At 50.0% G+C, this 17,345-nt stretch carries 18 protein-coding genes; 3 read left to right on the top strand and 15 right to left on the bottom strand.

Translation table 11 applies throughout. From position 1 onward, the window contains the following. Nucleotides 1-3 precede the first annotated feature (3 nt). A complete protein-coding gene (locus tag ACQY6Y_RS01130) occupies nt 4-1,164 on the top strand; it encodes a coiled-coil domain-containing protein (RefSeq protein ID WP_428378467.1) in 1,161 nt (386 codons plus the stop codon). Between the two features lie 181 nt (nt 1,165-1,345). Here ACQY6Y_RS01130 and ACQY6Y_RS01125 read toward each other — a convergent pair whose 3' ends face one another. The 8 genes from ACQY6Y_RS01125 to ACQY6Y_RS01090 form a co-directional block, all read right to left on the bottom strand. Then, a complete protein-coding gene (locus ACQY6Y_RS01125; protein WP_428379932.1) occupies nt 1,346-1,771 on the bottom strand; it encodes an RrF2 family transcriptional regulator in 426 nt (141 codons plus the stop codon). A gap of 13 nt (nt 1,772-1,784) precedes the next feature. Next, complete coding sequence (gene sufU / locus ACQY6Y_RS01120) at nt 1,785-2,243, bottom strand: Fe-S cluster assembly sulfur transfer protein SufU (RefSeq protein ID WP_428378466.1); 459 nt, start codon at nt 2,241-2,243, stop codon at nt 1,785-1,787. Further along, on the bottom strand, nt 2,236-3,477 hold the full coding sequence (locus ACQY6Y_RS01115) for an aminotransferase class V-fold PLP-dependent enzyme (protein ID WP_428378465.1): 1,242 nt from the start codon (nt 3,475-3,477) through the stop codon (nt 2,236-2,238). The genes sufU and ACQY6Y_RS01115 overlap by 8 nt, the downstream gene beginning before the upstream one ends. A 14-nt stretch (nt 3,478-3,491) precedes the next feature. Beyond that, nucleotides 3,492-4,553, bottom strand: coding sequence for a SufB/SufD family protein (locus ACQY6Y_RS01110; RefSeq protein ID WP_428378464.1), 1,062 nt, complete (start codon nt 4,551-4,553; stop codon nt 3,492-3,494). After that, nucleotides 4,553-5,956, bottom strand: a complete 1,404-nt coding sequence (sufB, locus tag ACQY6Y_RS01105) for a Fe-S cluster assembly protein SufB (protein ID WP_428378463.1) — start codon at nt 5,954-5,956, stop codon at nt 4,553-4,555. Before sufB ends, ACQY6Y_RS01110 begins: the two co-directional genes overlap by 1 nt. Then, entirely contained in the window at nt 5,957-6,739 is a 783-nt protein-coding gene (sufC, locus tag ACQY6Y_RS01100) for a Fe-S cluster assembly ATPase SufC (RefSeq protein WP_428378462.1), read from the bottom strand. A 139-nt stretch (nt 6,740-6,878) separates the two neighbouring features. After that, nucleotides 6,879-7,139: a hypothetical protein gene (locus tag ACQY6Y_RS01095; RefSeq protein ID WP_428378461.1), complete on the bottom strand. Its 261-nt coding sequence runs from the start codon at nt 7,137-7,139 to the stop codon at nt 6,879-6,881. Further along, on the bottom strand, nt 7,132-8,421 hold the full coding sequence (locus ACQY6Y_RS01090; RefSeq protein ID WP_428378460.1) for a DNA repair protein: 1,290 nt from the start codon (nt 8,419-8,421) through the stop codon (nt 7,132-7,134). The genes ACQY6Y_RS01095 and ACQY6Y_RS01090 overlap by 8 nt, the downstream gene beginning before the upstream one ends. A gap of 123 nt (nt 8,422-8,544) precedes the next feature. On the opposite strand from ACQY6Y_RS01090, the gene ACQY6Y_RS01085 reads away from it, so the two are divergent. Then, a complete protein-coding gene (locus ACQY6Y_RS01085) occupies nt 8,545-8,892 on the top strand; it encodes a hypothetical protein (RefSeq protein ID WP_428378459.1) in 348 nt (115 codons plus the stop codon). On the opposite strand, the gene ACQY6Y_RS01080 is transcribed toward ACQY6Y_RS01085, so the two are convergent. Then, entirely contained in the window at nt 8,858-9,688 is an 831-nt protein-coding gene (locus tag ACQY6Y_RS01080; RefSeq protein ID WP_428378458.1) for a Cof-type HAD-IIB family hydrolase, read from the bottom strand. The two genes, ACQY6Y_RS01085 and ACQY6Y_RS01080, sit on opposite strands and share 35 nt — an antisense overlap. Nucleotides 9,689-9,787: 99 nt before the next feature. Next, nucleotides 9,788-11,146, bottom strand: coding sequence for an alpha/beta hydrolase (locus ACQY6Y_RS01075; protein WP_428378457.1), 1,359 nt, complete (start codon nt 11,144-11,146; stop codon nt 9,788-9,790). Nucleotides 11,147-11,390: 244 nt separating this feature from the next. On the opposite strand from ACQY6Y_RS01075, the gene ACQY6Y_RS01070 reads away from it, so the two are divergent. Continuing rightward, nucleotides 11,391-12,986 carry a hypothetical protein gene (locus ACQY6Y_RS01070; protein ID WP_428378456.1) on the top strand — a complete coding sequence of 532 codons (1,596 nt, stop codon included), beginning with the start codon at nt 11,391-11,393 and terminating at the stop codon, nt 12,984-12,986. A gap of 56 nt (nt 12,987-13,042) precedes the next feature. On the opposite strand, the gene amrS is transcribed toward ACQY6Y_RS01070, so the two are convergent. The 5 genes from amrS to ACQY6Y_RS01045 all read right to left on the bottom strand — a co-directional run bounded on the left by amrS (nt 13,043) and on the right by ACQY6Y_RS01045 (nt 17,281). Further along, complete coding sequence (gene amrS, locus ACQY6Y_RS01065) at nt 13,043-13,945, bottom strand: AmmeMemoRadiSam system radical SAM enzyme (RefSeq protein ID WP_428378455.1); 903 nt, start codon at nt 13,943-13,945, stop codon at nt 13,043-13,045. After that, on the bottom strand, nt 13,942-15,414 hold the full coding sequence (gene amrA, locus ACQY6Y_RS01060; RefSeq protein ID WP_428378453.1) for an AmmeMemoRadiSam system protein A: 1,473 nt from the start codon (nt 15,412-15,414) through the stop codon (nt 13,942-13,944). Before amrA ends, amrS begins: the two co-directional genes overlap by 4 nt. A 99-nt stretch (nt 15,415-15,513) precedes the next feature. Further along, a complete protein-coding gene (locus ACQY6Y_RS01055) occupies nt 15,514-16,188 on the bottom strand; it encodes a DUF3800 domain-containing protein (protein ID WP_428378452.1) in 675 nt (224 codons plus the stop codon). A 257-nt stretch (nt 16,189-16,445) separates the two neighbouring features. Beyond that, nucleotides 16,446-16,832, bottom strand: coding sequence for a hypothetical protein (locus ACQY6Y_RS01050; RefSeq protein WP_428378451.1), 387 nt, complete (start codon nt 16,830-16,832; stop codon nt 16,446-16,448). 56 nt (nt 16,833-16,888) lie between these two features. Then, on the bottom strand, nt 16,889-17,281 hold the full coding sequence (locus ACQY6Y_RS01045; RefSeq protein ID WP_428379931.1) for a DUF6508 domain-containing protein: 393 nt from the start codon (nt 17,279-17,281) through the stop codon (nt 16,889-16,891). Nucleotides 17,282-17,345 lie beyond the last annotated feature (64 nt).

Genomic DNA, 17,345 nt, shown 5'->3' with positions numbered 1-17,345 from the left:
CCTATGACTCGAAAGACGGTGCATAAGGCGCTCGCCGCGGCGCTCGCCGCGTCGCTTTCTATTACAACGGTTGGTTTGTCCATTCCTGTTCCCGCTTATGCGGAACCCTCTTCTTCAGAATTGCAAGCTCAACTTGACGATGCCCGCGCACGTCTCTCTGAGCTTGAATCTCAGGCAGCTGAAGCTTCAGAAGCTTTGAATGATACGAAGTATCAGCTTGAGGAAACAAAGAAGCAGATTGAGCAGACCGAGCAGGAAATTAAAGACAAGGAAGCTGAGCTTCAGGAGGCTCAGGATGTCCTTGCTGAGCGCGTAGCCGCCAATTACAAGAGCGGTGGCGTTTCTCTGCTTGAGATTGTGTTGCAGTCTTCAAGCTTTGATGAGCTCACCAATAACATTTACTACGCTCAGAAGGTTACTGAGAGCGATGAGGCTGCCATTAATGAGGTAAAGCAAGTGAAACAAGAGCTTGCTGACAAGCAGTCTCAGCTCGAGCAGCAGAAGACTGAGCAAGAGGCTCTCGTGGAGCAGCAGGAGCAACAGCAGGCAACGCTTGAGGCTGAGGCTTCTGAGGCTGAGAGCTATGTCAATAGTCTCGACAGCCAGGTGCAGGAAGCATTGGCTGCAGAGCAGGCAGCTGCTGAGGCAGAGGCACAGCGCCAGGCTCAGCAAGCTCAGCAGGAGGCTGAGCAGAACGGTGGTAACTACTACGTGCCCGACAACAGCGGCGGTGGTTCTACCGGTGGCGGCTCCACTGGTGGCGGTGGCGGCTCCGTAAGCGGCGGAGGCGGTGGCGGCGGCTCCGTTTCGAGCGGTGGCCTCTCGTCTTCACAGCGCAACACCATTGTGTCTGCGGCCTATAGCATGGTTGGCGGCAACTATGTTTACGGTGCCTATAACCCCGGTAGCCGTACGTTTGACTGCTCTGGTCTTACCATGTACTGCTATGCATGCGCTGGTATTTCGATTCCGCACAGCTCTGGTGCACAGGCTGCTTACTGCAATAAACCTGCTTCACAGGCAGTGGCTGGCGATATCGTATGGCGCAGTGGTCATGTAGGCATTTGCATTGGTGGCGGCCAGACCATTGAGGCTATGAGTCCTTCGCAGGGCATTACCTTTGGTTCTGTATATGACTTCGCTTTGGCAGGCTCGCCATCGTAAGTCTTTGCTCATCAACAGATTGTTGGAAGCAAACGGTGCATCTTCGGGTGCACCGTTTTTTATTAGGGCTGTAAGGTTTGTTGTAGGTGCTAGAGCACACTTCTCAGTGGCACTCGTATCGATAAAAAATGGGATGACCATAGCGGTCATCCCAGTACAAGAGATATGTGAGCGTGTTTGGTTAGTGAGACATATCGATCTGATGGTCTTGCTCCAAAATATCTGAGAGATGTTTCCCATCAAGATATGAGCTCGTGAGGGCACCGAGATCGCGCCATACGGGCATGGTGGCACATTCGTCAGCGCGTGGACAAAGTTCGCCGGTGCTGCAATCCAAACAGCTTACCGGTGCAAGTGTACCTTCTTCTGCAGCTCTCAGAATCTCTCCCAAGGTATATTCTTCAGGGGATCGCGTGAGGCGATAGCCGCCTCCTTTTCCACGTCTGCCTTCTATGTAGCCGGCTTTGAGTAGAGAAGAGGCTACTTGCTCCAGATACTTGCGGGAAATCCCTTGACGTTTGGAAACTTCACCAAGGGAGACCCAGCCATCATGGACAGCGAGATCAGCCATAACACGAAGGGCATAGCGTCCTTTTGTTGTAAACATTCCACTGGACACATTACTCGCCCCCTTCGGGTGCCATCCCTTCTCTGTTGGTGAGCATTTCGTCGAGCGTGCGCCATGCAAGCTCAGCACATTTAACTCGTGCAGGCATATGAGAAATAGATTCTAGGCAGCTTGCTTCACCGAGTTCTTCAAGGGCGGCCGCATCGGTCTCTTCGCCGCGAATCATGCGACCAAAAAGTGCACACGCATCGCGCGCATCTTCGATAGTGCGTCCTTCGACAAGGTCGCTCATCATATCGGCCGAAGCCTTGGAGATAGCGCAACCTGTTCCAGTCCAGGAAGCCTCCTCAATTCGACCTTGATCATCCAAACGAATATGAAGTGTTAAGTCATCACCACATGAGGGGTTGATACCCTCATGAGAACAGGTGGCATCATCAAGTTCATAGTTGTAGTCAGGATGCGCTACATGATCCATGAGCGCTTGTGAGTAGATATTGCCTTCAGCCATTAAAGATCCTCCGGACTTGATCGAGTGCCTCAATGAACCGATCAACATCGTTTTTATCGTTATAAAATGCAAAGCTTGCTCGGCAGCACGCCAAGTTCTCTACACCAAGCCAGGTAAGCAATGGCTGAGCGCAGTGATGTCCTGCTCGAATGGCTACATCAGACATGTCGAGAATGCTTGCAACATCGTGTGGATGTACACCTTTCAAGTTAAAGCTCACCACGCCATGATGCTTGGAGGCATCTGGGCTGCCGATAATATCAATGTCAGAAAACTGGGAAAGCTCCTGCATTGCATAGGCTACAAGTGCTGCTTCGCGTTGCTGAACTGTGTCATACCCAACCGTTTGGGTGAGGTAATCAAGACCTACTCCGGCCCCGTAAATGCCTGCTGCGTCCTGCGTGCCAGCTTCAAACTTTTCTGGCAAAGGAGCCCAGGTAGCATCTTGCTCAGTTACAGAATCGATCATCTCTCCACCAGTGAGCATAGGCGGCATTTGATCGAGCAATTCTCGACGTCCTAACAGAACGCCAACACCCATGGGGCCCAATGCCTTATGAGCGGAAAATGCCAAAAAGTCTGCTCCAAGCGTATTGATATCAAGCGGCATATGGGGGAGAGATTGAGCAGCATCCACAACCATAACAGCACCAACAGCGTGTGCTGCATCGGCAAGTTTGCGCACCGGCAGCTCACAACCCATAACATTGGAAACATGAGCGCAGGAAACAATCTTTGTTCGAGAAGTGATTTTACGTGCTATTTCATCCTCGGAGATCATGCCTGCATGATCGGGATAGAGATATACCAGCTTTGCGCCAGTCTCACGACATACTTGCTGCCAAGGGATGAGGTTGGAGTGATGCTCCATGATAGTTATTGCCACTTCATCGCCAGGACCAAGCACCAAAGGAGCGTAAGACTTTGCAACCAGATTGAGCGCCTCGCTGGTATTGCGACAAAACACAACACAATACTCATCGCCGGCGTGGGTAAGCTGCATAATTTGCGCGCGTACCTTCTCTATGGCTTCGGTTGCATTAACAGAGAGGCGATAAAGACCGCGCAAAGGATTGGCGTTCATCGTCTCATAAAACGCTCGCTGCTTGTCTAACACGCATGTTGGACGCTGCGCTGTGGCAGCGCTGTCGAGAAACGCAAGGGTAGGATTGTTTGCGAGCAGAGGAAAATCTGCTCGATAAGGGTTAGTGGCAATGTCGCTTGTAGTACTCACCGTAGTTGCCCTTCTTAATCCATATCTTCTTCTGCACACTGCAGCTCTTGAGCGACATCGGCATTCCAAATCAGTTGTGCAGCTGCACGAATGATCTTGCGTGTCGCGCTATCGGCGTGTGCATGTGCATCGTCAGCAACAGCGCGTGAGAAGAGTGCAGTTGCTTCTGCTGGCACAAGACCGCGATCGGCGAGATAGGAGAGCTGCTCCTGTGAGAGAGAACCAATAGTGGCACCGTGATCGCCAGCCACATCGTCTTCATCGCAGAGAATGACGGGCAGGCTCTTATTGACCACGTGATCGCCTGCAAGTAGAACCGTCTCGTCCTCACGACCGCGTGCACGCTTGCCACCGTGTGCTAAGTCAATGGTGTCACGCACCGTTTTTTTCGCACCGTTTTCAAGTACGCCAGAGATGGAAATGTCGCAACGGGAGTCGGATCCGTGCATACGAGCCAGATAATTCACATCCAGCATTTCTTCTGAACGTACCAGATATCTGAGGCGCATATCAGCGCGCGCATGGTTGCCAGCGAGATCGACGGCCAAGCCAAGAGCGGTGGTTGATGCGGTAAGAGCGTATTGACGAGACTCAAGGTAGGCGCGCTCATCCAAGCGAATACCTACGTTATCGAGAAACTGAGGCTGAGCCGTACCAGCAACAACAGTAATAAGCTCGACGCGGGCATCATGCTCGGCATGAATGCGCAGACATGAGGAGGCGAGCTGGGAGCTTGCGTTGGAAGCGGTAAGCGCCTCGGTAACAGCTATGCGAACAGATCCACCTGCTCCTACCACAATGTCGGTAGCGAGCAATGGATGCTCATCGTCAACAAAGATGCGTACCGTTTCTGAGGTGTCGGGCTCAACATAAACGAGACGACGCTCAGGAGTGGCAGCATCGGCCCAAGCGGTGGCTTCGGTGCCTGAACCCATTTCTATATCGGCAAGCTGAGAAGCTGCTGCCGTGCCTTTAGCAGGTGGCTCGGGAGCTGTAAGAGTAATGTCGTTAATTTTGAGATAGTTCCACGTCTGTGCGGGAGGCACATTTACGTGGCGGAGCATCGTTTCGCTCATTAGCCGATCGCTCCTTCCATTTCGAGCTTGATGAGATTGTTCATCTCCACGGCATACTCAAGTGGCAGTTCCTTGGATATGGGGTTGGCAAAGCCGTTTACGACCATCGTGCGGGCCTCTGCTTCTGTAGCACCGCGGCTCATGAGATACATGATCGTATCGTCGGAGATGCGTCCGATGGTTGCCTCGTGGCCCACCGAAGCGCTGGGGCAGCGTACATCCATAGCAGGAATAGTGTCAGATCGCGAAATATCGTCGAGCATGAGTGACTGACAGCTTACCGATGCCTTTGCATGTTCTGCCTTGGCGGTTACAACGATTGAGCTGCGGAACGTGGAGATGCCGCCGTCCTTAGAAAGAGACTTTGTCGAAACCGAGCAGGTGGTGTCTGGTGCTGCGAGAATGACTTTGCATCCTGTATCGAGATTTTGCGTTGCGCCCGCAAAGGTAATACCAGTAAATTCGCAGGTGGAACGGGCACCCGAAAGATAGGTGGTTGGATAAAGGTATGACACATGGCTGCCAAAGCTGCCCGATACCCATTCCATAACACCATCTTCCTCAACACGAGCTCGTTTGGTGTTGAGGTTGTACATATTCTTTGACCAGTTCTCAATGGTGGAATAGCGCAGACGTGCACCCTTGCCGACAAAAAGCTCTACACAGCCAGCATGAAGGTTGGCCACGTTGTACTTAGGAGCGGAGCAACCCTCGATAAAGTGCAGGTTAGCTCCGGGCTCCACAATAATGAGCGTGTGCTCAAACTGACCAGCACCGGCGGCATTCAAACGGAAGTAGCTCTGAAGGGGAAACTCTACGTCCACACCAGCCGGAACATATACAAATGATCCGCCCGACCACACGGCGCCATGCAGTGCAGCAAACTTATGATCGGTAGGAGGAACGAGGCGCATGAAGTGCTCGCGGATAAGATCGGCGTACTCGCCATGTAACGCTTCTTCAATGCCTGAGTAGACAACACCCATCTGTGCGGCTGTATCTTGCATGTTGTGATATACGAGCTCGGAGTCGTACTGAGCTCCCACGCCAGCAAGATAAGCACGTTCAGCTTTGGGGATACCCAGACGCTCAAACGTATCTTTAATCTCTTCTGGAACATCTTCCCAGTTGGAAGCTTGTTTAGTTTTGGGGGCTACATACGTAGAGATGTGGTCCATGTCCAGCCCATCAATGGAAGGACCCCAGTTCGGAGCCATCTCCATGGACTGGTAAATCTCCAATGAACGCATGCGAAGATCGAGCATCCAATCGGGCTCATCCTTCTTACGCGAAATTGATTCAACAATTTCGGGCGTAAGTCCATCGGCATAACGCTCGTAGCCATCCTCAGGCTTTGTGAAGTCGTAAAGACTCCTATCAATGTCTTTTACCTGTTCGGCCATTTACGCCACACTCCCTGCATTGGCCGTATCTGTGGGGATGCTGGATTCAAAGCGCTCAAAGCCATTGGTATCGATATCGCCAATAAGCTCAGGGCCACCTTCAGCAACGAGGTGTCCCTTGACCATAACGTGAACACGATTCACATCGAGGCGCTCGAGAATACGAGTGTTGTGCGTAATTACCAACAGCGAGCCATTGCACTGCTCGCGATAAGCTTGAATGCCTCGAGAGACAATTGAAAGTGCGTCAACGTCCAGGCCTGAGTCTGTCTCATCAAGAATGGCGAGCTTTGGCTGCAGCAGCAAAAGCTGAAGCATTTCTACTTTTTTCTTCTCGCCGCCGGAGAAGCCCACGTTAAGCTCACGATCGAGATAAGAGGCATCCATATCCAGCTGATCAGCAAGTTCACGCACACGAGCGCGGAACTGCTTTGTTTTCATTTTGAGTTCGGGGCGCTTATCACAGATAGTGCGCAAAAAACTCATCAGAGGCACACCAGGAATCTCGACGGGAGCCTGATAGGAGAGGAAGATGCCAGCTACCGAGCGCTTATCGGGAGTGGCTTCTGTAATATCTTCTCCATCAAAAGAGATGGTGCCAGAGGTGACTTTATATTGTGGGTCGCCCATAATAACGTGACCAAGGGTGGATTTACCTGCACCATTCGGGCCCATTAAAACATGGGTCTCACCTGCTGCAACGGCGAGATCTATGCCGTGCAGAATAGTGGTGTCTTCAGTCCCCGCAGTGAGTTGATTCACGCTGAGCAGGGGTTGTGCCATAGCGACTCCTTATCTCGTTCGGCTTGTAGGGCAAGGTTATTCATACCCTATATCCGTCTTTCAATCATCTAAATCATACTAACAGGTGGGGATTTAGAATGCATCTCTGAGGATACCCATAAGCTCTAAACATGCATAACTAGGGTTCGCTGTGATTATCTGCTGTTTGATTTACGTCATGCTCCACGTGCTCGATCATGCTTTCATAACCAGTAAGGGCGGCAAACGGCATGAAGAGACGTCCTCGTTTTGGCGATGCTATGGCACGGTGTGGACCATACTCAGACATGCGAATGCTTATATTTCTCAGAATGCCTTCGCGACGTTCGCGTTCTAAGGGCTGTAAGTTTTCCCATGTATCGAGTGATGGCAGGTTGATAAAAGCGTTGGCATTATGCACGATGGCCTCCAATCTGCAAGTTGCGCTCATAGGCGTTGGCACCGGGCTTAAGACTTGTGCCACGCAAAAGTGCATTGGGGCCAAAACGCTGACGCACACGAACGGCCGCTTGCGCAAGACGCGCTTCTCGTTCGTCTTGTTCCACATCGTCAAACAGGGTTGGCATGGCTTGGTGGGCGGGTACAACACCCATGAGTGCAATGTTGATGCGTCTGATGGGCGCTGTTGGAGAAACCTGCGTATCAAAGATTTCCATAAGCGCTTGAGAAATGCGTCGTTCGGACGCGGTAATGCAGCCTAGGTAATGCTGTCCGCCCGCGTGCATAGAGGGCGCAGTATTTTGCACATCCCCTGATCGCAAAAGGCTGCGTGAATAGCCTATCCAGAGGCCCACTGTGTCACAGGCAAGCAGCTGTTCGGCAAGATTCATGCAGCTACCAAAAACCATTTCGCGTACAACCGTCCGGGCTTCTTCGAACGTGTAATCGCGCATAAAAACTTGTCCATTGGAAAGAGAGTGGGCTTGAGGTGTGTAGTTTCGACAATCGGCGATGGTGACAGGTTCAAGACCCCAGGCGTGATCGAGCAGGTATTCTCCATTTTTGCCAAACATGGATCGAATGATTTCAGGACGTTCTGCGCATATTCCTGCCAGGTCATAGATATGGCGCTGGGCAAGCCGACGTGCTGTGCCTGAACCAATACTCCAAATATCGGTAATGGGGTGATGGAACCATATTTCGCGCCGAAAACTCTCTTCATCAAGGATGCCTATGCCGTCGTCTGCATGTTTGGCGCAAATATCGAGGGCAACCTTGGCCAAAAACATATTTGGACCAATGCCCGCTGTAGCAGCAATACCTGTTTTAGTGCGTACAGCGGCAATAACCTGGCGAGCGAAGGTATGTATATCAACATGGTAGAGGCGTAAATATGGTGTTGCGTCTATAAAGCATTCATCAATCGAATACGGCCAGATGTCCTCAGAACATACAAAGGAAAGGTATGTGCGATAAATCTCTGCAGAAACCTCCATGTAGCGATGCATGCGTGGTACGGCGGTGATGTAGGCCATGTCTTTAGGAATATCTCGTATGCGACAGCGGTTATGGACACCTTTTGCTTTCATGCTTGGGGTAATGGCGAGACAGATAGTATTTATACTCCGTTCTGGATCTGCCACAACAAGGTCGGTAGTGAAAGGATCAAGCTGGCGATCTGCGCACTCAACGCTTGCATAAAAACTTTTGAGATCGATACAGAGATAGGTGTGCTCAGCCATGATCAATCCTTCCTCATGAGAACAAATGTTCTGTATTGAGGATATACTGAGGGTCGGACAAAAAAGAAATACTCCATAGCAATCCCATTAGGAAAATAAGAACACACGTACGATAATACCGCTATGGATTATGTAACGACATCACAAGGGGAGCGGCGGCGTGTCCACCGTGAGTATGTTGACGTTGTGGCTCGTTTTGGCCGCGATGGATCGATAGATCCTGTCTGTGTTGTGTGGCGTGATGGGCGCAGCTTTCCTATTGATGAGGTACTTGAGGCAGGCTCATTTGGAACTCTCGTACACGGGTGTCAAACTGCACGGTATCGCGTGCGCCTTGGCCGCCACGAAACAGACCTTTATCTTGAGCGCAGAGAACCCGTGCCAGCTTTAGGGGAGGGCGAGCGGCTTATTTGGTGGGTGCACGCCTATGACCAGGTTAAGCCTGGTTCGAGTGATGCTGCGGCTCAATAAAACGCTTGAGCACCTCGGCAAGCACACCATCATCACAGCTTGCTTGTGCTCGATACGAAGCAAGGGCAGCTGTTTGTGGATCGGCATTGCTCACTACAACACCTACGCCAGCCGTCTGAATCATGGCATCATCGTTTGGTGCATCCCCGCAAGCAATTACATCATCAAGTGAGATGTGCAGCATGTGCGCTAAATCGGCAATGCCGGTGCCCTTATCAATGTCTGAACGTACAAACTCAAGATAACGGCCGGAAGAGAACGTGGTGGCAACATTGACGGGGAGCATGTTTGCCATAGCGGCAGCCTCGGCGTGAAGGCGCTCGTCGCTGGGGCTGTAGTAGAGAATCTTGGCCATAGGAACATCTTCAAGAAAATCGATACTTGGAGAAGAAAGTAAGGCAATGTTCATGAGGCCATCGATGCGATGAAGCTCAGAATCGTCGAGTTGCCAACACCACACACGACCATCCATTTGGTACACGTGCATACCAATGCCAATTTCCACACCGTGTTTGAAAAGTGTTTGAATGGTGTTAAAAGGCATGCCATGCGCTTGTATGGGGTCATTCTCGCCAATGCGATTGATACAGGCACCGTTATAAGAAATAACGTAATCCAAACAATCGCGAATGGGTTCGAGACTTCCTACGACTGAGTCGTATGGGCGACCAGAGCAGGGGACAAACGATACTCCCAGCTCTTTAAGGCGATACACCGCCTGTATATTTGCCTCGGGAATGCTGTGGTTGTGATTGAGGAATGTCTCATCCATATCACTGGCAACAAACCGATACATACGACTCCTCGTCTCTATAGTGCGCTCTGTATACACAGCATTTTATAGGTCTTCGGGAGTCTCTGTTTATAGTGAGCAGGATTTACAGATGCTCTGACGCTATTTGAGGATGGGATTATCAGCATCGGGAATGCGTCCACCAAGAATGGGTTCGCGCTCAAGCACCGGCTCGATGTACTCAGCAATACGGAGGCCATCCACGTAGGGCATGACAAAATCATGAATGGTTGAGAAGTACAGCTCCGGATCGGAGAGTGAGCACAGCAGATGTCCTGCATGAGGAAACGTTACCAGCTGATGATTTTCTCCTGAGGCAGCACCTGCAGCTTCAAAGTTGAAGTCAAGCGCCATATACGGTGGGATAGCCACGTCGCGTTCGCCATGTAAGAAGAGCAAAGGAACGCGGGAGCGCTTAACGCCATTAAGAGGGCGAACGGAAAGCAGGTTGGTGCCCTCTTTCATATTACGCAAAACAAGACTCGTGACATCAAGGGTGGGATGTACTAAAGCCCCGTCGACCCGAAGAAGCGGAATCAGTACGTTCCAAATGTCGGTATAGGCACTATCGCATACGCCGACAAAAACCTGCTCGGGCAAATCGGCTTCACCTACAGCGCCGGCAATGGCAGCTGCGCCCATGGCATGTCCGGCCAAAACAATGCGAATATCGCTGCCTTCAGTTTCGATAAGTGCATGGGCCCAGGCGACGATGTCGCGGCGCTCTTTCCAGCCAGCACCCATGAGGTGGCCTTCGCTTGCTCCGCAGGCTCGCTGCTCGATAAAGAGTAAATTGAAGCCCCACTCTGCCCAATGACGTGCATAGAGCATGCCTTCAAGCCAGGTACCATCGTAATCATGTGCAAAGATGAGCCAGTTCTTTGAGGTTGGGTTGGCGCGAAGAATATGGCCTACCAACATGAGATCATCGTCAGAAGTTGCGTTTATCTCCTCATAGTCGGGGCATTCAAGAAGCCATTTCCAGGTGGCATCAACCTCGTTTTGGCGGTTGGCCTCTATGGTTGAGGCCCATGCATCCTCTAATGCACCAACATGGTCGCAACGGCATGCGTCCTGAGGGTTGGCGAGAAAGGAGCCCATGGCTGCAATGTGAGCCGCGATCTTCTCATCTTCTGAAGCATCTGAAGCAAGCGGTTTGGCATGCTGTGCCGGATCGGGCACGCGCTGCGATTTTGAAAAGAGTCTGAGGGCCCAGTATCTTCCGAGCAAGACGAGAGAAACGAACGCTATAAGAAATATTCCTAAAAACAAAATGCCTGCTGCTGCGTTGTGCATCGGGAAAAAGCCAATGGCAGATGCCAGGAGCAAACTAATGCCGCCAAGCACGAGATAGATAAGAGGTGAGGCATCAACCACTTCTGCGTGTTTTCCAGTGCGGTCGGGTTCTTGCGGAAAGACAGTGATACGACGACTAGTGATCTCGTTGTCTTGCGCTGCCATGAGTTGCTCCTTAACTGTATTGCGTTAGTGGCCCGAGCGAGCTGAGCCACTGAATTGCCAACGGAAAGACGTACGTTCAGAGTCTTACGGAAAATGATTCTAGATGAATGCGTGCCCTTTCTAGTCCACTTTGCCGTCAGTGGATGAATATGGGTGAGAAGGAGGGTGATAAACTCATGTGAAAATGAACTTCACCAAAACATGCTTCAATTAAAACGAGCGTTGGAAAAAGGAAGGCTTAATGATGGCAAAGTGTCGCGGCCGTGTGGTGTTTGATTTTTTATTTGAGCGGCTCCCCATTTGGGCACTTCGCTTCATTTTGTTTTTAGTGGTTGTTGTTGCGCCCTTTGTGCACTACGGGTATGTCAAAACATATCTGGTGGATGCCCAGCCACTTTTGTTACCTGGTGTACTTATCCTGGGTCTTGCTTTGCCACTTGTTACCTTGATGATTACACGAAAGTACCCTGCAATAACTGGCAAATTCTTTGTTCCGCTTGTGCTTGGCGGCGGCGTTTTACTGCTCTGTGTGCAAATGTTTCTTGTAAAGGGTGGTTTGTTTGAAACCAGCTGGGATGTTGCCTCTGTTGCAATAGTGCATGATCGTCTAAATCCTGATTCTCTTTCATATTTGCAGGATTATTTATCGAATAACCCTAATAACACGATGATCAACGTTATTTTTTCCGTAGTGGCTGCTGTGGGATCTGCTCTGGGAATTACCACTTATATGGCGCTTGTCCTTGGCGGGTGTTTGTGTGTAACTATCTCGATCGTCGCATGTACATTTGCCGCTCGTCATGTGTTTGGCGAGCGTATCGCTTTGGCTTTTGATGTATTGGCATCCCTTTATTTGGGTCTCAATGCTTGGATTTTTGTACCGTATACAGACACCTATGGGATGCTTTGTCCAGCGCTCGTTTTGTTCTCCATTACTTGCATTCGAGATAAAAGACTCGCTGCAGTGCTTGTTGGATTGTTGTCTGCACTTGGATATGCAATAAAACCAACGGCTATCTTTACGTTGCTTGCTTGCTGTATCCTTGCATTGCCGCGATTTGTAGCTTCAGCGCATGCTTGGCTTCAAAAAGAAAAGTTACATAACAAGGCGCAAGCTGTGCTGCATAGTCGGCTTTTCCAGGTACTTCTTTGTGGATGTATGGCTTTTGTTATTGGTTGGGTGGCCTGTTCAAGCATAACAACATATCGCGAACAACAAATAGGAGCTGATACAACTAAGGCTAAAAGTGTTGCTCACTTTCTCATGATGGGAGCAAATCCTGAATCTATGGGTGGGTTCAACGGTGATGACGTGAACTACACCAACTCATTTACTGATCCAAAAGAGCGAACAGCAGCAAACATCAAGGAATGGTTGCGCCGAATAGAGGAAATGGGTCCTGTTGGTACTGCCAAGTTGGCAACGCGGAAAACTCTTACCAACTTTTCCGATGGTACCTTTGCTTGGGAGCATGAGGGCAGGTTTTATCGTCACCAGCTGGGCAATAATAGCGCAATAAAAGCGTGGTATGGCATTGGTGAAAAGGGAGCTTCAATTAACTCGGGTTTGTCATACGAGTTACTTTGTCAAATGCTTTGGCTTGTGGTGCTTATTGGCTGTGCGTGTGTGCCTCTTAATGGAGTATCTTCGACGGAAAAGATCATGCGTTTGGCACTTCTTATGCTCGCGCTGTTCCTTATGATTTTTGAGGCGCGTGCGCGCTATCTCTTCTTATTCGCACCCTACTTTGTTTTGCTTGGCGTTGTTGGATGGTTTCGCATTGAGAAAGCGCTCTGCTCGTTTATGCGGAAGCGCCTCGGAATTGGTGAACGTGGATAGATAGTTTTGCTTCAGAGTAAGCAAACTGAAAGATGCGTTCCTAGAAAGATGCGTTCCTAGCAGTTACCCGTATACACATGTTCAAGATATTGTCGTGCAACATCTGCTAGATGATAGACCCTGGCAACCGGTGTGGGTGGCCGATCCGTCATGTGCCACTGTGGGAAAAATCGAGTGACGTGGTAAACAAGCTCTGTTGCACCGCGATTCCCATTGCCGCAATCGAGCTGAGAGAGCCACTGGGCTATGCGTTTTATTTCTCCGTCTGAATCGTTCTCTTCGGGTATGACGAGCGTTGTCACCTCAAGGTGGCATTGTGTTTCTGCGGAGAGTTGCTGGATAGTATTCTTGACGCAGGCAAGTGCCTCAGACCCACCGCCACACATGCGATAAAACTCAGGGTGAAACCCCTTGAGGTCTATATTTGCTGCATCAATAAAAGAAGAGAGCTCATTTATAATTGCTGGCTCTGCCAAACCATTTGAAACAAGCACGTTTACAAGGCCTTTGTTGTGTGCGAGCGTAGCACAATCGCGTACATATTCCCAGCTTACAAGCGGCTCGTTATAGGTATAGGCAATGCCTGCGACCTGCGGGTTCTTATCACGGAGCTGACAGGCCAGAGCAACAAGGTCGTCTGGCGAGATATCACGCCATGCAACTTCTTGGCTACGAGCCTGGGAAATTTCAAAGTTCTGGCAAAACGGACACGATAAATTGCAACCATATGAACCTACAGAAAGCACTAGCGACCCTGGCATAAAACGAGCCAGTGGCTTCTTCTCGATAGGATCGAGTGCAAGCGACGTTATTCGTCCGTAATTCGTGGCCACAACTTTGCCGCCGCGGTTCTCTCGTGCATGACAGCGGCCTGTCTCACCAAGCGCTAGTTTGCAGTGATGGGGGCAAACCGGGCAGACTGCCTTCTTGTTGGAGGCGGTTGGCTTTGTCATGCTCATACATACCTCGTAACGGTAAAACGTTCAAGCTGAATGTTGCTATCTGCAAGATCGATGCCGCCTTTTCGCGCGGCAATGGACAATTGCTCATCCACCGTGTTTACGCCGTCGAGATCGGGGAGGAGCAGTCCGCGTCGGCCGTCCAGTGTGCTCACGATAACGCCATAGCGAGCAGGATCTAGCTCATCGGGCGAAGATATGCGTTCGGGGGTGGAAAGCACATCCACATCGTAGACAAGCTCATCAAGCTCGGATGTTTCTACCGCTGAGAAACGCGGGTCGTGGGTGCCAGCAGATACCGCGTTGGCGCAAATTTCTTCTGCGAGGTTGCCGCGCGTGGGCAAAATGGTTCCAATACAACCTCGGAGCTGACCATGCTTTTTCAGCGAGACAAATGCTCCGGCACGCGTATGAAAGAGCTCATCCGGAAGGCTGTTGAGAAGATCTTCGGGCAGATCGCGCTGAGGATTTGTGTGTTTTCCTTCTCGTACATATCGTTCGAGTGTAAAGCGGGCGAGCTGCACGAGGGGACTTTCGCTATGACGAAGATGCTGCATCTCTTTTGTATGCCATGTAAGGTACTGATCTTCAAAAGCGCGTGATGCATCGCTGCCGGTAGGACCTGTGGGTGTAAAAGCAGCGACGCCGTAGCCCACTCCGAAAGGCCCTTCATGCGAGAGCAATTCAGCGACAATGGGTGTGCGATCCAAAGCGCCGGCCATTATCTGAAAAGAGCGCAGTCCACATTCTGCCGCACGCTCACACATGCTGGGGTCTGCGGTAAGAAGCTTGAGAAAGTCTCCTGTGCGGAATACATCGCATGCAAGATCGTCGAACAGAGGACCTTCGGGTGCAAAGCCATAAGGGCCGTCCGCTGCAAGTTTGTGGGAAAGATCGCCCGAGGCAACATAGACAACGCGCCGTCCGAGCTTCTGGGCAACTTGTTGCACAAGTATACCCATGCGGTAGTGATCTTCTGGAGAAAGACCAGATAGACCCATGCGAACAACTTTGCAGGGAAGCTGTGGCAACCCATGGAGGTGGGTAACAGTGCCGGGATGAACTTCTTCCCAGGCTGCTTGGATGAAATGTAAGGGTACGAGTACACCCCAATCGAGGGAGGGATCGCGCTCGCCTGCTGTACCAGCGGGGAGTTGTTCGGTTTGAGCAAGCTGACAAAGATCGTGCACGAACTCGCAGTCGTATGTTACGGAGCTGCCTTCGTGAGAGGCACCGAACTGTGCAAATGTTCCCTGCGCACGGGTGCCGCCAGCAATGTGGAGGTAGTCCAGATACATCTCTGTGTGGGGACTTGAGATAACAAGCGTGTCAGGCGTGGCTTTTGCAATGCGACGCGCAACCTCTTGGTAGGCAGCTATGGTATGTGATATTTCTTGCTCGCGTCCGCCGCCGATAGCGGACACAATGAGTGGGGGATGAGGAACAGCATATGCAGCAACAATGGACATAGCGCGCCTCCGATATATTGGCTGGGTGGTTTTCACCCTCTTTGACCAGTAATTTACCCCTTTTTGTTTGGTGATTTGCGTCTTGGTTATTGGGTTGTCTTAGCACAGCAACTTACGTCTGAGCTTTCTTAGGTAATTCTTTTTGAAGTCACGTGCGGTTCCAAGAAATATCCTGTCCGTGTTGCTTTCTTTATTTCTTTCGTATTTGCATGCACTATGTTCTATGCCGCAGACGAAGTCTGCAAGTTGGAACAAACGATAATCCTCTGGATGTGCATTACGATAAACAACGACCTGTTTGTCGAGAGCATATTCAAAGGCAGCATGTAAGACACGAGTGATTAGTCGTTGCCCATCGTCGTAGTACAGTTTGATCGAATCGTAGTGTATAAGCGCCTCAAGATGGTCAAAAAGAAACAGTAAGAGATCGCGTCGCATTTTCTGTTCAAGACGTCTTTTATCTTCGAATTCTTTTTTCCGATATATAAAGGTTGTGTACCTGAATGGAATATGCCAGGTGAGTGTTGCGAAGTTCTGTAACAGCCTTGAACGGTCTTTGATATCGATTTGAGCGTATGGCCCATTGCCATGGGTTAGAGGAACGTAATGAAATGGAATATTAGGAAGCTCTCGATCCAGCAAAGCGTGTTCATAATAAGAGATAGCCTCAGAAAGCCTATTCGACTGATCATGGAATACAAGTGTGAGAATGTAGTAGTCAGAATCCCATCCAAAGTTGCCAGATTCATCAACGAAAACGGAGAGCTCGTTCATGTATGGGCCTCCAAAAAACAATTAAGCCGGGGGGATCCCCCGGCTCTTGACGGATCTCCTTATGTGGAAACCCATCTTTTTTATACCACGAGCCGAAGCGATAAATCAATTGTATCATGAATAGAACACACGTTCTATATATAGAGAGTGGAGATACAGTTTACATACCTGAAGATGCCATACCTCAAAATGCTGTATTCATTCGGCAGACTTTAATGCTTGAAGGGACAGGTTATATGATTTCGCGTTGTATAAACCTATTTGAAATAACCTATTTTGGGCGGAAAACTGCCTGACAGTTGAATCTCAAGAGCTATTTCCCATATGAGTGTTATTGCTTGTCTGTCAATCCCGCGTGCATCGGTAAATGACACATTCGAGCAGTTTTTAACTGCTAGAGATCCTTTAGCGAACAGCTCATCGAGATCGATGTTCTCCGGAAAATGAATTGGTATGCCTTCGGGGTAGCGTTTGGTGCGTTTGGGAACGTATGCAGAAAAAATTGGTTCTAGCTCTATATAGATCTCACCATCTTCGAGTGGATTATTGTCCGGCTTATTCAAGTTTTCACATTTGTATAGATAAAGAGCGCTCTTCTCGTCACTTAGAACAAGACGCGCAACTCCTCCGAAACCCAAGCTCATGGGTACCTACCTCATTCTTCTAACCATTTGTGAAGCGTGTAGGGGCTGAGCAATAATTAATGATCGCTACTGACGCCGTCTCTCTCTTCAAGCCTTTGCAACCAACGTGTGATACAGCTATTTTCAAAAAAATGTAAAAGTGCTCCATCGCAGAAACGTTCCGCGCGCACAGCACCGACGAGCAAAGCCATAACGGTTCTACCGCTGAAGTTAGAAACATCTACGTCTTCCATAGGCTCAAATCCCCAGGAAATGCCACTCTCCTCGAGAATCTCGCCATAACTTGTTAGTTGCATGTTGGGATGTTTATCAACAAAAGTACCAAGAGCACTTCTAAAGGCGTTAACCACATTGCTGTAGTTAACAAAAGGCATCTGCCACGGGTCATCGGCAGTACCAGCGTGTTTGCGATCAATAAACCACTCACCGTAGGTATCTGCCTTTTCAATGAACGGTATGAATTATGTCAAAGACTCGTACATGAAGGATTCCGATTAATAATTTTTTACTTAC

This window comes from Olsenella sp. Marseille-QA0557, assembly GCF_965119725.1.
Lineage (GTDB): Bacteria > Actinomycetota > Coriobacteriia > Coriobacteriales > Atopobiaceae > Coprovicinus > Coprovicinus avistercoris.
Note: the sequence above shows the minus strand (reverse complement) of the source record. Positions and strands in the feature narration are given on the sequence as shown.